We start from the raw sequence: 14,094 nt of genomic DNA on the forward strand, positions 1-14,094 counted from the left end.
AAACCTGAATGAGCGTATGTCATACGCATCTGTTTGACTAGGGGGTATGAAAAGGGGGCGGAAACCGACCATCGACGCCGCCGACATCACGCGCGCCGCCATCGCGATCGCGGACGCCGAAGGGCTCGCGGCCGTGTCGATGGCGCGCGTCGCGCAGGAGATGGGCAACGCCACGATGGCGCTCTACCGCCACGTGAAGAGCAAGGACGAGCTGCTCGCGTTGATGGCGGACGCCGCGTTCGAGGAACCGCCGCTCCTGGAGGACGGCGACTGGCGCGACAAGCTCGGGGTCTGGGCGAAGGAGATGCTCGCGGGCATCCACAGGCGCCCGTGGTTCCTGCAGATCCCCCTGAACGGCCCGCCGACCGGCCTCAAGAGCCTCGCGTGGTTCGACAGTGCGCTGGGCGCGCTCGAGGGCACGCCGCTGGAGCCGGGGGAGAAGGTCGGCGTCGTGATGGGCCTCATGACGTTCGTGCACGGTGAGGCGTGGCTGACCGTGACGCTGCAGCAGGGTTTCGAGGAGGACCCGGCGCAGTTCACCCGCCAGTACGGGCAGAGGTTGCGCGAGATCGTCGACCCGCGCCGGATGCCCGCGCTCGCGAAGATCGTCGCGGCCGGCGTCTTCGACGAGGACGACCTGTTCGAGGCCGAGGACGTGGCCGCCGAGTTCGACTTCGGCCTGCACCTGTTCCTCGAGGGCATCGCGACGCACATCGGGGGCAGGCGGTGACGTACGCGGTGATCGTCCTGACCGGCGGCAGGGGCGAGCGGCTCGGCGGCGTCGACAAGGCCGCACTGTCCTTTCGGGACGTGACGCTGCTCGACCACGTGCTGTCCGTTGTGGATGATGCGGCCCAGAAGGTCGTTGTGGGACCGGAGAAGGATCTTCCAGGCGTCGTCTGGGCCCGCGAGGACCCGCCGGGCGGTGGGCCGCTCGCCGGACTGGCCGCCGGGCTCGCGAAGGTCACCGAGGAGTGGGTCGCGGTGCTCGCCGTGGATCAGCCCGGACTCACCGCCGGCACGATCGCGAGGCTGCGCGCGGCGGGTCGCAACGCCGTGCTCAAGGACGACCGCGTGCAGTGGCTGATCGGCTACTGGAACGCCGCTGAGCTGCGCGAAGCCCTCCCCGAAGACCCGCGGGACCTACCTTTGCGCAAGACCCTGCTGCGGCTCGACCCCGTCGAAGTGTCCGCTTTGCCCGGTGAGGCGCAGGACGTCGACACGCCCGCCGACCTGGACACCCTTCACAGCGGTTGAACAGGCGGGGAGTAAGACTGTTCAACGATCGGTAAACCCTGTTCCGCATGGAGGCCCGCACGTGACCGAGCCCGCCGCCGAGGCAACGCCGAACGCATCGGCGCCCGTCACCCCGGCTCGTGACGCCCAGCTGCTCGAACGCACCGTGTTCGAGGTGAAGCGGGTGATCGTCGGCCAGGACCGGCTCGTCGAGCGGATGCTCGTGGGTCTGCTGGCCAAGGGCCACCTGCTGCTCGAAGGCGTGCCGGGTGTCGCGAAGACGCTCGCCGTCGAGACGTTCGCCCGCGTGGTCGGCGGCTCGTTCTCGCGCGTGCAGTTCACGCCCGACCTGGTGCCCGCCGACATCCTCGGCACCCGCATCTACCGCCAGTCCACCGAGACGTTCGACGTCGAGCTCGGTCCCGTCGTCGCGAACTTCGTGCTCGCCGACGAGATCAACCGCGCGCCCGCCAAGGTGCAGTCGGCGATGCTCGAGGTCATGGCCGAGCGGCACGTGTCCATCGGTGGCCGCACGTTCCCGATGCCGAACCCGTTCCTCGTGCTGGCGACGCAGAACCCGATCGAGAACGAGGGCGTGTACCCGCTGCCCGAGGCGCAGCGCGACCGGTTCCTGTTCAAGATCCAGGTCGAGTACCCCACGGCCGAGGAAGAGCGCGAGATCGTCTACCGCATGGGCGTCGAGGCGCCCACGCCGAACCAGGTCCTCTCGCCGGAGGAACTGGTGCGCCTGCAGGGCGTGGCGTCGCGCGTCTTCGTCCACCACGCTCTCGTCGACTACGTGGTGCGCCTCGTGATCGCGACCCGCGCGCCGGGCGAGCACGGCCTCACCGACGTCGCCGGCTGGGTCGCCTACGGCGCCTCGCCGCGTGCGTCGCTCGGCATCATCGCCGCCGCGCGTGGTCTCGCGCTTGTGCGCGGCCGTGACTACGTGCTGCCGCAGGACGTCGTGGACGTCGTTCCGGACGTGCTGCGCCACCGCCTGGTGCTCTCCTACGACGCGCTGGCCGACGGGGTGCCGATCGACCACATCATCACGCGCGTGCTGCAGATCGTGCCGTTGCCGCAGGTGTCGGCCCGTCCGCAGCAGCCGGTTCCGGCTGGTAGGCCGTGAGCAGGGACAAGGAAGAAGAGCGCCCGTCCTGGGCGCCGCCCGTCCTGCGCGGTGTCCGGATGGAGGCCGCGCTGCGCATGCTGGAGCTCGAGGTCCGGCGCCGTCTCGACGGTCTGCTGCAGGGCAACCACCTCGGCCTCGTGCCGGGGCCGGGCACCGAACCGGGCGAGGCGCGCACCTACCAGCCCGGCGACGACGTGCGCCGGATGGACTGGGCGGTCACGGCGCGCACGACGATCCCGCACATCCGTGAGACGGTCGCCGACCGCGAGCTGGAGACGTGGGTCGCGATCGACCTGTCGCCGTCGCTCGACTTCGGCACGGCGGCCTGCGAGAAGCGCGACCTGGCCATCGCCGCGACGGCCGCGGTCGCGCACCTGACGCGCGGCGGCGGCAACCGGATCGGCGCCGCGGTCTCCACGGGGGCCGACAACGTCCGCATCCCGGCGCGCGGCGGTCTGGCGCACGCCCGCGGCATGATCCGCAAGATCGCGGAGATCGACCGGGCGCCCGAGGGCACCCGAGGCGACCTGGCGGCGTTGCTGGAACAGCTGCGCAGGCCACCGCGCCGGCGCGGCCTGATCGTCGTGATCTCCGACTTCCTCGGCGGCATGGAGTGGCAACGGCCGTTGCGCGCCCTGTCCGCGCGCCACGACATCGTGGCCATCGAGGTCGTCGACCCGCGTGACGTCGACCTGCCCGAGGTCGGCACCGTCGTGCTGTCCGACCCGGAGAGCGGGCGGCAGCGCGAGGTGACCGCGTCCGCGTTGCTGCGCAAGGAGTTCAACGCCGCGGCCGCGGAGCACAGGGCCGAGGTGGCGGCGGGGCTGCGGCGCGCCGGTGCCGGGCACCTGGTGCTGCGGACCGACTCCGACTGGATCGCGGACACGGTTCGTTTCGTGGTGGCGCGCAAGCGCCGCTGGTCCGGGGGTGTCGCATGAGCTTCTCGAACTTCGTCGCCCCGTGGTGGTTCCTGCTGCTGGTGGGCGTCGCGGTGCTCGCCGCCGCGTACGTGGTCGTGCAGCGGATGCGGCGCAAGCGGGTGCTGCGGTTCACGAACCTGGAGCTGCTGGAGAAGGTCGCGCCCAAACGGGAACGCTGGTCGCGCCACGTCCCGGCGGCGCTGCTGCTGGCCGGGCTCGCGCTGCTGACGGTGGCGCTGGCCGGGCCGACCGCCGAGCAGCGGGTCCCGCGCAACCGGGCGACCGTGATGCTGGTGGTCGACGTGTCGCTGTCGATGAAGGCCACGGACGTCAAGCCGTCGAGGCTGGAGGCCGCGCAGGTGGCCGCCAAGTCGTTCGCCGAGGGCCTCACGCCGGGCATCAACCTGGGCCTGATCTCGTTCGCCGGTTCGGCCACCGTACTGGTCGCGCCGACGACGGACCGCGCCGCCGTCACGCAGTCGATCGACGGGCTCAAGCTCGCCCAGTCGACCGCGACCGGCGACGCGCTGGTGGCCGCGATGGCGTCGATCGACTCGTTCGGCAAGGTCGTCGGCGGCGCCGAGGGCCCCCCGCCCGCCCGCATCGTGCTGATGACGGACGGCAAGGAGACCGTGGGCACCCGCAAGGCGTTCGACGCGGCCGAGGACGCGAAGAAGGCCGGGACCCCGATCTCCACGATCTCCTTCGGCACCGAGGACGGCGTGGTCGACATCGAGGGGCGGCAGCAGTCCGTGCCCGTCGACGACGACTCGATGAAGGAGATCGCGAAGATCTCCGGCGGCGAGTTCTTCAAGGCCGCCTCCGCCGAGGAGCTCAAGCGCGTCTACGACACGCTCGGCGAGCAGATCGGCTACGAGAAGAAGCAGGCGGACGCGTCGAAGCCGTGGCTGCTGCTCGGCACGCTGACGGCCATGTTCGCGGCCGCCGCCGCTCTGCTGCTGGGTCAACGCCTCCCGTAGACCAGCTCCACGACACCGATGCCGAACGCCCTGGTGCTCTTGAGCGCCAGGGCGTTCGGCTTCTTGAAGAACGGTGTCCCACCGCCGATCGCGACGGGGTTGAGGTAGAGGCGGACCTCGTCGATCAGGTCGTGCTCGAAGAACGACCCGACCAGCTGCGCGCCACCGACCATGCTGTCGCCGGGCAGCGCCCTGATCTCGTCCGGGTCGACCTCGCGCTTGACCTCGGTGTTCCACTCGGTGGTCTCGAGCGTCCGCGAGTAGACGATCTTCGGCATCTCCCGCCAGATCCGCCCGAAGTCGTGCATGGGCTTGGGCCACTCGGGGTGCTCGTCGGTGTGCGGCCACGCCTCGAGCATCGTCTCGTGGTTGCGGCGGCCGTCGATGAACCGGCTCATGCGGGCGAGCCCGGCGTTGAAGTGCTCGTGCATCTCGTCGTCGACGTGGTGCCAGCTGATGTCGTGGTCCGGGCCCTCGAAGAACCCGTCGAGCGAGATCGACGCCATCGTGATGATCATCCGTGCAGTCTCCTGTACTCCGCCGCGGCACCGGGGTGCAACGGCACCTTGCCCGTGTCGATCAGGCTCCGCACGTCGAGGTACTGGGTGCCGAGCGCCTGGTCCGGCACCAGCTCGGCGGCCCTGCCCACGAGCAGCCGCACCACGGCGCCCGCGTACTCGGCGCTCAGGTCCGGCCGGCACACGATGAGGTTCGGCGTGCCGATCGTGGGGGTGTCGACGGGGGAGCCGTAGACGCCCATGCGGACGTCCACCCGTTCGTAGACCTTGCCGTAGTCCTGCCGCAGCCTCGGCAGGAAACCGTCGAGCGGCAGCAGCCTGATGCCGCTGGCCTTGTCGAGCTCCGGGGTCGGCACGCCACCGGACCACAGCAGGGCGGCGATCTCGCCCGCCTTCAACGCGTCGATGGCGTTGCGCAACGGGTAGTGCTCCTCCTGCACGCCCAGCGCGAGCCGGGAGCCCTGCAGTGCGGCGCCGGACCCGTCCGCGCCCAGCGACACCGGCTTGCCGATCAGGTCGGCCGCTGTCCTGTAGGGCGAGGACTTCAGGACCACGAGCTGCAGGTAGTTCTCGTAGACGCGGCCCAGCGCGACGAGTCCGGGTTCCATGTGGGCGCTGTCGCTCAGCGACAGGCCTATGTCGGCGGTGCCCTCGCGCAGGTGCTTGAGGTTGTCGGCGCTGCCGCCGGTCTGGAGCGGCGTGATGGTCAGAGGGCCGGGGGCCAGCCGCGAGATCAGGGCGGCGAAGTCGTTGTAGAAACCGCCGGGTTCGCCGCCCGCGATCCGGATCGTGCCGGACGGCTCGCCGGTGCCGCACGCGGTGAGGGCCAGTGCGCCGAGGAGGAAGGTCCTGCGCTTCACAGCAGCGGCTCCTTCGGCAGCTCGACGGTCGCCACCAGTCCGCCGTCGGTGTGCAGCTTCAGCTTTCCGTTGTGCGCGGTGACGATCCTCTCCGCGATCGCCAGTCCCAGTCCCGTTCCCCGGCGCGTGTCGTCGCCGCGCCAGAACCGTTCGGTCGCGTGCTTGATGTCCTTTTTGGACAAGCCCGGCCCGTTGTCCCGCACGGTCAGCGTCGCGCGGTCGCAGACCACGGCGACCTCCGAGGCGCCGTACCTGATGGCGTTGTCCAGCAACACGTCCAGCACCTGCGCGAGGTCCGACACGGCGCACTGCACGAGACCGGGAGCCCGGTCGTCGACCGTGATCGTGACGCCTTCCGCCTGAGCCGCCGCCCGCCACGCGTCGACCCGGTCGTGCGCCACGACCTGCAGGTCGGCCAGTTCGGGCTCCACGCCGCCCGCGGCGCGTTCGGTGGCGGTGCTCTCGGCCGAGGCCAGGGCGAGAAGCCCGTCCAGCAACGACTCCAGGCGCTCGACCTCGGTCAGCAACGACCCGTTGGACGGCAGCATGTCGACCCGCAGCCGCAGCGCGGCCATGGGGTTGCGCAACTGGTGCGAGGCGTCGGCGATCAGCCGTCTCTGCTGGTCCGCGGCCTCCGCGACCGCGTCGGACATGCGGTTGAACGACTCCGACAACGCCCGCAGCTCAGCCGGCCCGGCGGTGTCGGCGACGTGCGTGCGCCGCTGCCCCTCCGCCACCGCGCGCACACCCCGGTCGAGTTCCTTGAGCGGCCTGAGCAACCACCGCGCCACGACCAACGCCAGCAGCACGCACGCGCAGGCCGCCAGCAACGCCCCCGCCAGCACGAGAGCCCACCGCCGCGCCACGTCGAGCGCCGCCACACGGGTCGAGGCCCGCAGCACCACGGCGCCCGCCACCTTCGTGCCGATCCCGACGGGCCGCGCGAACAACACGTCACCGCCACTCCACGGCAACACGGTCGGGGCGGGCCTGGCGGGCTGGTTGCGCAGCGCCGCGTCGATCTGCGCGGACACGTCCCCGGCCGTCATGCCCGACTCGACGATCGGCGTGCCCGCCGCGTCGACGACCACGATCTCCTCGCCGTAGACCTCCGCGTACCGCTCCGCCTCGGACGCCACGACGTCACCGGGCAACGTGGCGAACCGGTCGAGGTCCGCGGTGCGGCTGATCACGAACTGCTGAGTGCGCTCCGAGGCCGTGCTCATCAGCAACGGAAACGCGAACGCCGTGACGGCCGAGAGCGAGAACAGCAGCAACACCAACAGAAGCCGTCGCCGCATCTATTCACCGAGCCGGTAACCGAAACCGCGGATCGTGTGCAGCAACCCGGGCCGGTCGAGCTTGGCGCGCAACTGCGTGAGGTGCACGTCGAGCGTCCGCGACACCGCCACGAACGCGTTGCCCCACACCTCGTCCATCAACTGCTGCCGGCTCACCGCCGTCCCGGGCCTGCGCGCCAGCACCGCCAGGACGTCGAACTCCTTGGTGGTCAACGAGATCTCCCGACCACCCACCAGCACCTGCCGGCTCTGCAGGTCGATCTCCACATCGGACACCCGCACCACGTCGTCCGGCTCCTGCTGACGCGCCGCACTCCTGCGTGCCACCGCGTCGATCCGGGCGAGGAGCTCGGCCAGCCGCACCGGCTTCACCAGGTAGTCGTCCGCCCCGAGCCTGAGACCCCTGACGACCGTGCGCTCGTCCCCGCGGGCCGTCAGCACGAGCACCGGCACCGGATCGATCTTGCGGAGCTTGCGCAGCACCTCCAGCCCGTCCTGGTCGGGCAGGCCCAGGTCGAGCAGCACCACGTCGGCGTCGCGGTGGGCGATCAGCGCGTCGGAGCCCCTGCGCACGCGGGAAGGCCGGTGCCCGTTCGCCCGCAGTGCCTCCACCAGGGCGTTCGCGACACCGTCGTCGTCTTCGACCAACAGCACCCGCATTCGAGCAGTATCGGTCATGGTGGACGTTTCGCGGGGGTGTTGACGCGCTTAAGTGAGTGTAAATAAGCCTCAAAGGCCCAGCCGGGCGGCGAGCGCGCTCGCCAGGTGGACGGGTCGCCGTTCGGTCGTGTGGCGGATCTGTGTGCGGCAGCTGAACCCGTCCGCGATCACCAGCGCGTCCTCGTTGTCCCGCAACGCCGGCAGCAGGTCCTGTTCCGCGCACGCGATCGAGACGTCGTAGTGGCCCTTCTCGAAGCCGAAGTTGCCGGCGAGGCCGCAGCAGCCCTCGACGACCTTCGGCTTGAGGCCCGCCCTGGCCATGGCCTCGCGGTCCGGGGCGAAGCCGAGTTCGGCGTACTGGTGGCAGTGGGTCTGCACGACGGCCTCGCGCTCGCCGTCCAGGGACGGGAGCTTCGGGGCGACGTGTTCGGCGAACGTGCGGGTGGCTCGCGCCAGCGCTCGTACGGCCGGGTCGTCCGAGAGTTTCGGGGCCTCGGCGCGCAGGAACGCGGTGCAGCTCGGTTCGAGGCCGATCACCGGGACGCCCTTGCTCGTCCACGGGAGGAGGGCGCGCGCGGTGCGTTCGATGACGCGGCGGGCCTTGGCCAGCTGGCCGGTCGAGTGCCAGGTCAGTCCACAGCAGACGTTCGCGGACGGCACCTCGACGCGGTTTCCCAGGTGTGCCAGGACGTTCGCGGCGTCGAGGCCGATGCCCGGCTCGAAGTGGTTCGTGAACGTGTCGGGGAACAGCAGCACCGGGGTGCCCTCGCCCAGCGGGTGCAGCTGGCGGACGAGGCGGGTGGTCTGCGTCGGCAGGGGGCGTTCCGGGGTGAGGCCGGCGAACCGGCCGAGTTTCGCCGTGAACCTGTTGACGAGGCCGTACTTCAGCCACGTCGGCAGCCAGCCCATGGCGTAGTGCGAGCGGGGGCGCAGGCGTCGTTTGTAGTGCTCGTGCAGGAACTCGGCCTTGTAGCTCGCCATGTCGACGTCGACCGGGCAGTCGCGCTTGCAGCCCTTGCACCCCAGGCAGAGGTCCAGCGCCTCGGCCACCTCGGGGGAGCGCCAGCCGCCCTTGACGACGTCGCCGTTGAGCATCTCGAACAGCAGGTGCGCGCGGCCTCGGGTGGAGTGCTTCTCCTCGCGGGTGACGCGGTAGCTCGGGCACATCACGCCGCCGTGCGTGTTCAGGCACTTGCCGACGCCCACGCACCGCCGCGTGTCGCTCGCGAACTCCGCGCGGGTCGGGATCTTCGGTGGCGCCACGAGGACGCGCAGGTCGTCGTCGAGCTTCAGCGGTTGCACGATCCGGCCCGGGTTGAGCAGGTTGCCGGGGTCGAAGGCGCGCTTGAACTCACCGAACGCCCTGATGGCCTCGGGCGGGTACATGCGGCTGAGCAGCTCGGACCGCGCCTGGCCGTCGCCGTGCTCGCCGGAGAGGCTGCCGCCGTGGCCCACGACCAGGTCGGCGGCGTCCTGCAGGAACTCGCGGTAGCCGTTCGCCAGGTCGAAGTCGATGCGGACGTGGATGCACCCCTCGCCGTAGTGGCCGTAGGTGATGCCGCGGCGGCCGTAGCGGGTCAGCAACTGGTCGAACTCGCGCAGGTACGTGCCGAGGCGCTCCGGCGGGACGGCCGAGTCCTCCCAGCCCGACCAGGCCTCGCTGCCGTCGGCCATGCGGGTGGCCAGGCCGGCGCCGTCCTCGCGGATCCGCCACAGCGCCCGCTGGTGCACGGGGTCGTGGATGATCATCGAGTTCTTCGAGAGCCGGGCGACGCGTTCGGGGTGGTCCTCGACCTCGACGAACAGCCAGCTGCGGCCTTCAGGCAGGTCGGGACGGGTCTTGACGCTGTGCACCAGCGCCTCGTTCAGGCCCTCGATCGCGAGCGCGTCCTCGATCTGGGTGACCTGGTCGGCGGCCTCGTAGGTGTCCGCGAAGCCGAGCACGACCAGGACGCGGCGCTCCGGCCTGCGCACCAGCTTCAGCTCCGCGCCCAGCAGCACCACGCACGTGCCCTCGGTGCCGACGAGCTGCTGGGTCAGCGTCGGGGCGTCCAGCGCGTACCCGCTGACCCGGCGCGCGAGCTGCGGGAACCACGCCGGGTCGTACGACGGGAGGTCCAGGGGCGGGGGACTGGTGGTGTCGAACGTGCGGCCATCGGCCGTGAGCACGCTCAGGTTCGTGACGTTCTCACTGGTCTTGCCCCACTTCACCGAGTGCGCGCCACACGCGTTGTTGCCGATCATCCCGCCGATCGTGCAACGCGAGTGCGTGGACGGGTCGGGGCCGAAGAGGTACTCGCCGGCCTGGGCGTTGATCTTGTCGAGCACGGCGCCGGGCTGGGCGAACGCCCGGTCGCCGGAGATCTCGAACCCGTTCAGGTACCGGCTGAAGTCGATCACCAGGCCGGTGCCGCACGCGTTGCCCGCGATGGACGTTCCCGCGCCGCGACTGGTGATCGGCACGCGGTGCTCGGCGGCCAGCCCGACGGCCGCGACCACGGCGTCCGTCGTGCGTGGACGGACGACCACACGCGGCACGTGCCGGTAGTTCGACGCGTCCGCCGAGTACAGCGCGCGGCTCGCCGGGTCGTCCAGGACGTCCCCGTCCACATCGCGCCGGAGCTGATCGAGAAAGGCCCGCATCACCCGATCATGCCCGGATGGATGTGACATGGCTCCGCCGATGCCGGTCTACCTGCCGGTAGCCGATAACCTCACCCGGTCAACCAGCGGCGATTGCAGGGAGAGCTAGTGAGTCGGTCCGTTCTGGTCACCGGAGGCAACCGCGGCATCGGCCTCGCCATCGCGCAGGCGTTCGCGGCGCAGGGCGACAAGGTCGCGGTGACGCACCGCGGGTCCGGCGCTCCCGAAGGCCTGCTCGGCGTGAAGTGCGACGTGACGAACTCGGAGGAGATCGACGCCGCGTTCACCGAGGTCGAGGCCGCGCACGGTCCCGTCGAGGTCCTCGTCTGCAACGCGGGCATGACGCAGGACACGCTGCTGCTGCGCATGAGCGAGGAGCAGTTCACGTCGGTCGTCGACGCGAACCTGACCGGTGCGTTCCGGTTCGCCCAGCGCGCCTCCCGCGGCATGCTGCGCAAGAAGTTCGGCCGCATCGTGTTCATCTCGTCGGTCGTGGGCCTCACCGGCGGTGCCGGTCAGGTCAACTACGCGGCGTCCAAGGCGGGCATGGTCGGCATGGCGCGCTCGATCGCGCTGGAACTGGGCTCGCGCAACATCACCGCGAACGTCGTCGCGCCGGGCTTCATCACCACGGACATGACCGCCGAACTGCCCGAGGCCGTCCGCGACGCCGCGCTCAAGCAGATCCCCGCCGCCCGCTACGGCGCGGCCGAGGAGATCGCGCGCGCCGTCACGTTCCTCGCGGCGAACGAGTCCGGCTACGTCAACGGCGCCGTGCTGCCGGTCGACGGCGGCCTCGGCATGGGCCACTGATTTTCTGAACTTCCTTACTGCGAAAGGGTTGGATCAAGTGACCGGACTGCTCGAAGGCAAGCGACTGCTGATCACCGGTGTGATCACCGACGCGTCGATCGCCTTCCACGTCGCACGCGTCGCCCAGGAACAGGGCGCCGAGGTCGTGCTGACCGGGTTCGGCCGGATGAGCCTCGTGACGCGCATCGCCCAGCGCCTGCCCAAGCCCGCGCCCGTCGTCGAGCTCGACGTGCAGAACCAGGAGCACCTCGACACGCTCGCCGACCGCGTGCGCGAGCACGTCGACGGCCTCGACGGCGTCGTGCACGCCATCGGCTTCGCCCCGCAGAGCTGCCTCGGCGCCCCGTTCATGGACGCGCCGTGGGAGGACGTCTCCGTCGCGATGCACGTCTCCGCGTACTCGTACAAGGCGCTCGTGCAGGCCACCCGCCCGTTGCTGTCGCACGGTTCGTCGGTCGTCGGCCTCGACTTCGACGCCCGTCAGGCGTGGCCCGCCTACAACTGGATGGGCGCGGCGAAGGCGGCGTTCGAGTCGATCAACCGCTACATGGCGCGCGACCTCGGCCCGGACGGCATCCGCGTGAACCTCATCTCGGCCGGCCCGGTGCGCACCATGGCCGCGAAGTCCATCCCCGGCTTCGGCGAGCTGGAGAAGATGTGGGGCGAGAAGGCCCCGCTGTCGTGGGACGTCGACGACCCCACGCCGGTCGCGAAGTCCGTCTGCGGCCTGCTGTCCGACTGGTTCCCGGCCACCACGGGTTCGATGGTGTTCGTCGACGGTGGCGTGCACTTCCTCGGTCTCTGAGGTCACATCTGTTCGTCGTGTGAGGCGATCGGACGTCTGATTGGATGGAGTGGTGAGTTTCGACGCGCTGCTCTGGCTGTCCTTCGGAGGACCGGAAGGTCCTGAAGACGTCCGTCCCTTCCTCGAGAACGTGGTTCGCGGACGTGGCGTGCCGCCGGAGCGGCTGGACGAGGTCGAGGCCCACTACCAGCACTTCGGCGGCGTGTCGCCGATCAACCGCCTGAACCTCGAAGCCATCGAGGCCGTCAAGGCCCGCGGTTTTGACCTGCCGATCTACTTCGGCAACCGCAACTGGCACCCGATGGTCGAAGACACCGTCGCGCAGATGAAGGCCGACGGCGTGAAGCGCGCGCTGGTGTTCCCGACGAGCGCGTACGGCGGCTACTCCGCGTGCCGCCAGTACGACGAGGACATCGTCCGCGCGCTGCAGGCCGTGCCCGACGGCCCGGAACTGGTGAAGCTGCGCCAGTTCTTCGACCACCCGCTCTTCATCTCCTCGTTCGCCGACGCCATCCGCGCGGCCTCGGCGTCCCTGAACGGCCCCTACCGGATCGTGTTCACCGCGCACTCGGTGCCGGTGTCCGCCGACAAGGCCGCCGGTCCGCCCTCTGAAGGCGGCTACCGCTACTCGCGCCAGATCGTCGAGGCGTCCCGGCTCGTGGCCGCGGAACTCGGCGTGACCGAGTACGACGTCGTGTGGCAGTCGCGGTCCGGCCCGCCGCAGATCCCGTGGCTGGAGCCGGACGTCGTCGACCACATCGACGCCCTGCACGCCAAGGGTGTCACCGGGGTCGTCCTGTGCCCGATCGGCTTCGTGTCCGACCACCTCGAGGTGGTGTGGGACCTCGACACCGAGGCCCGCGACCGCGCTGCGGAGCTCGGCATGGAGTTCGCCCGCGCGGCCACGCCGAACGCCGACCCGCGCTTCGCCGAGCTCGTCACCGAACTTGTCGCCGAGCACACTTCCGGTGCCCCGGTGCGGAAGTTGTCGTCGTTCGTGGCGGCGGGGTGCACGGTGAACGGTGCGCCGTGCGCGCCGCTGTGCTGCGAACCGGCCAAGAGGCCCGCTCGCACCTGATTCACAGACCGTCGATGCGGGCGAGCGCCGTGTCGGAGATCCGGCGCAGCGCCCGCAGGTCGTCCGGGGACAGGGCGCCGACGAACAGGTCGAGCACGCGGGCCACGTGCGCGGGCGCCGCGTCCGCGAGGTGGGCCTGGCCCGCGTCGGTCAGCACGGCGAGCGTGTAGCGCCCGTTCGCCGGATCGGTCTCGCGGTACACGAACCCGCGCTTCTCGAGCCGGCCGACCATGTGCGAGAGCCGGGACAGCTCCGTGTTCGCGAGGTCCGCCAGCTCGCTCATCCGGATGCGCCGCGCGGGCTGCTCCGACAGGTGCGCGAGCACGTGGTACTCGATGAAGCTGAGCGCCGAGTCCTGCTGGAGCTGCGCGTCCAACGCGGCGGGCAGCCGCTGGACGAGCCTCATGAACCCGCGCCACACCGCCAGCTGGTCTTCGGTGAGCCACCTCGGCTCGACCACTTCGGACTGTTCTCGGGCGGACATGGACGCAGTGTAGGTCCGCCCTAGATCACTTGAAAGTTCAAGTGAGAGTCGGTAGGTTGACTTGAAGATTCAAGTCAACGACGGAGTGGAGAAGACCATGAGTGATCTCAAGCTGGCGATCATCCTCGGCAGCACCCGGCCCGGCCGCAACGGCGCCGCCGTGGCGGACTGGGTGCTGACCAGGGCGAAGGAGCGCACCGGCGCCACCTACGAGCTGGTCGACCTGCTCGACCACCCGCTGCCGCACCTCGACGAGGCCGTGCCGGCGAGCGCGGGCAGGTACGCCGGTGAGCACACGAAGGCGTGGGCCGCGAGGATCAGCGAGTTCGACGGCTTCGTCTTCGTCACCCCGGAGTACAACCACTCCACCTCGGGAGTGTTGAAGAACGCGATCGACTTCCTGTACGCCGAGTGGAACAACAAGGCCGCGGGCTTCGTCTCCTACGGCTCTCTCGGCGGCGCGCGTGCGATCGAGCACCTGCGCGCGATCGCGAGCGAACTGCAGATCGCCCACGTCCGGCAGCAGCTGTCGTTCTCGCTGCAGACCGACTTCGAGAACTTCTCGGTGTTCAAGCCCTCCGAGAGGCACGACGGCGCCGCCACCGCGCTGTTCGACCAGCTCGAGTCCTGGGCCGGCGCCCTGAAGACCGTCCGGCGCTGA

15 protein-coding genes are annotated in these 14,094 nt (G+C 70.4%); 9 read left to right on the forward strand and 6 right to left on the reverse strand.

Annotation, left to right across the window (positions count from 1 at the left end; genetic code table 11):
• Positions 1-46 precede the first annotated feature (46 nt).
• The 5 genes from IE307_RS40600 to IE307_RS40620 all read left to right on the forward strand — a co-directional run bounded on the left by IE307_RS40600 (position 47) and on the right by IE307_RS40620 (position 4,271).
• A complete protein-coding gene (locus IE307_RS40600) occupies positions 47-730 on the forward strand; it encodes a TetR/AcrR family transcriptional regulator (RefSeq protein ID WP_191304811.1) in 684 nt (227 codons plus the stop codon).
• Entirely contained in the window at positions 727-1,257 is a 531-nt protein-coding gene (gene mobA / locus IE307_RS40605; RefSeq protein WP_191304812.1) for a molybdenum cofactor guanylyltransferase, read from the forward strand. The genes IE307_RS40600 and mobA overlap by 4 nt, the downstream gene beginning before the upstream one ends.
• A 61-nt stretch (positions 1,258-1,318) precedes the next feature.
• Positions 1,319-2,368: an AAA family ATPase gene (locus tag IE307_RS40610; RefSeq protein WP_191304813.1), complete on the forward strand. Its 1,050-nt coding sequence runs from the start codon at positions 1,319-1,321 to the stop codon at positions 2,366-2,368.
• Between the two features lie 59 nt (positions 2,369-2,427).
• Positions 2,428-3,309 carry a DUF58 domain-containing protein gene (locus IE307_RS40615; RefSeq protein WP_191304878.1) on the forward strand — a complete coding sequence of 294 codons (882 nt, stop codon included), beginning with the start codon at positions 2,428-2,430 and terminating at the stop codon, positions 3,307-3,309.
• Complete coding sequence (locus IE307_RS40620) at positions 3,306-4,271, forward strand: VWA domain-containing protein (RefSeq protein ID WP_191304814.1); 966 nt, start codon at positions 3,306-3,308, stop codon at positions 4,269-4,271. The genes IE307_RS40615 and IE307_RS40620 overlap by 4 nt, the downstream gene beginning before the upstream one ends.
• Here IE307_RS40620 and IE307_RS40625 read toward each other — a convergent pair.
• The 5 genes from IE307_RS40625 to IE307_RS40645 all read right to left on the reverse strand — a co-directional run bounded on the left by IE307_RS40625 (position 4,256) and on the right by IE307_RS40645 (position 10,253).
• Entirely contained in the window at positions 4,256-4,789 is a 534-nt protein-coding gene (locus IE307_RS40625) for a dihydrofolate reductase family protein (RefSeq protein ID WP_191304815.1), read from the reverse strand. The genes IE307_RS40620 and IE307_RS40625 overlap by 16 nt on opposite strands.
• The gene (locus IE307_RS40630; RefSeq protein ID WP_191304816.1) at positions 4,786-5,649 is read right to left on the reverse strand and encodes a TAXI family TRAP transporter solute-binding subunit; all 864 of its coding nucleotides are present in this window, start codon (positions 5,647-5,649) and stop codon (positions 4,786-4,788) included. The genes IE307_RS40625 and IE307_RS40630 overlap by 4 nt, the downstream gene beginning before the upstream one ends.
• Positions 5,646-6,950, reverse strand: a complete 1,305-nt coding sequence (locus tag IE307_RS40635; RefSeq protein ID WP_191304817.1) for a sensor histidine kinase — start codon at positions 6,948-6,950, stop codon at positions 5,646-5,648. The genes IE307_RS40630 and IE307_RS40635 overlap by 4 nt, the downstream gene beginning before the upstream one ends.
• Positions 6,951-7,610 carry a response regulator transcription factor gene (locus IE307_RS40640; protein WP_191304818.1) on the reverse strand — a complete coding sequence of 220 codons (660 nt, stop codon included), beginning with the start codon at positions 7,608-7,610 and terminating at the stop codon, positions 6,951-6,953. It abuts the gene before it with no gap.
• A gap of 69 nt (positions 7,611-7,679) precedes the next feature.
• On the reverse strand, positions 7,680-10,253 hold the full coding sequence (locus tag IE307_RS40645) for an FAD-binding and (Fe-S)-binding domain-containing protein (protein ID WP_191304819.1): 2,574 nt from the start codon (positions 10,251-10,253) through the stop codon (positions 7,680-7,682).
• A 108-nt stretch (positions 10,254-10,361) separates the two neighbouring features.
• Between IE307_RS40645 and fabG the strand changes: the two genes are divergently transcribed.
• From fabG to IE307_RS40660, 3 genes are read left to right on the forward strand one after another with little or no spacing between them, the layout of a single operon-like run.
• Positions 10,362-11,066 carry a beta-ketoacyl-ACP reductase gene (fabG, locus tag IE307_RS40650; RefSeq protein ID WP_191304820.1) on the forward strand — a complete coding sequence of 235 codons (705 nt, stop codon included), beginning with the start codon at positions 10,362-10,364 and terminating at the stop codon, positions 11,064-11,066.
• 37 nt (positions 11,067-11,103) lie between these two features.
• Entirely contained in the window at positions 11,104-11,871 is a 768-nt protein-coding gene (gene fabI, locus IE307_RS40655) for an enoyl-ACP reductase FabI (protein ID WP_030481837.1), read from the forward strand.
• Positions 11,872-11,923: 52 nt separating this feature from the next.
• Entirely contained in the window at positions 11,924-12,949 is a 1,026-nt protein-coding gene (locus tag IE307_RS40660) for a ferrochelatase (protein ID WP_191304821.1), read from the forward strand.
• Position 12,950: 1 nt separating this feature from the next.
• On the opposite strand, the gene IE307_RS40665 is transcribed toward IE307_RS40660, so the two are convergent.
• Positions 12,951-13,433 (reverse strand): MarR family winged helix-turn-helix transcriptional regulator, encoded by a 483-nt coding sequence (locus IE307_RS40665; RefSeq protein ID WP_191304822.1) that lies wholly within the window; start codon positions 13,431-13,433, stop codon positions 12,951-12,953.
• Positions 13,434-13,530: 97 nt separating this feature from the next.
• On the opposite strand from IE307_RS40665, the gene IE307_RS40670 reads away from it, so the two are divergent.
• Positions 13,531-14,094 carry an NADPH-dependent FMN reductase gene (locus IE307_RS40670; RefSeq protein WP_191304823.1) on the forward strand — a complete coding sequence of 188 codons (564 nt, stop codon included), beginning with the start codon at positions 13,531-13,533 and terminating at the stop codon, positions 14,092-14,094.

The organism is Lentzea cavernae (assembly GCF_014653695.1).
Lineage (GTDB): Bacteria > Actinomycetota > Actinomycetes > Mycobacteriales > Pseudonocardiaceae > Lentzea > Lentzea cavernae.

What these genes read in the sequence shown, in the direction of transcription:
- IE307_RS40600 (WP_191304811.1), top strand. Translation starts at nt 47, where the DNA reads ATGAAAAGGGGGCGGAAACCGACCATCGACGCCGCCGACATCACGCGC.
- IE307_RS40615 (WP_191304878.1), top strand. Translation starts at nt 2,428, where the DNA reads ATGGAGGCCGCGCTGCGCATGCTGGAGCTCGAGGTCCGGCGCCGTCTC.
- IE307_RS40620 (WP_191304814.1), top strand. Translation starts at nt 3,306, where the DNA reads ATGAGCTTCTCGAACTTCGTCGCCCCGTGGTGGTTCCTGCTGCTGGTG.
- IE307_RS40625 (WP_191304815.1), bottom strand. Translation starts at nt 4,789, where the DNA reads ATGATCATCACGATGGCGTCGATCTCGCTCGACGGGTTCTTCGAGGGC.
- IE307_RS40635 (WP_191304817.1), bottom strand. Translation starts at nt 6,950, where the DNA reads ATGCGGCGACGGCTTCTGTTGGTGTTGCTGCTGTTCTCGCTCTCGGCC.
- IE307_RS40640 (WP_191304818.1), bottom strand. Translation starts at nt 7,610, where the DNA reads ATGCGGGTGCTGTTGGTCGAAGACGACGACGGTGTCGCGAACGCCCTG.
- IE307_RS40645 (WP_191304819.1), bottom strand. Translation starts at nt 10,253, where the DNA reads ATGCGGGCCTTTCTCGATCAGCTCCGGCGCGATGTGGACGGGGACGTC.
- IE307_RS40665 (WP_191304822.1), bottom strand. Translation starts at nt 13,433, where the DNA reads ATGTCCGCCCGAGAACAGTCCGAAGTGGTCGAGCCGAGGTGGCTCACC.
- IE307_RS40670 (WP_191304823.1), top strand. Translation starts at nt 13,531, where the DNA reads ATGAGTGATCTCAAGCTGGCGATCATCCTCGGCAGCACCCGGCCCGGC.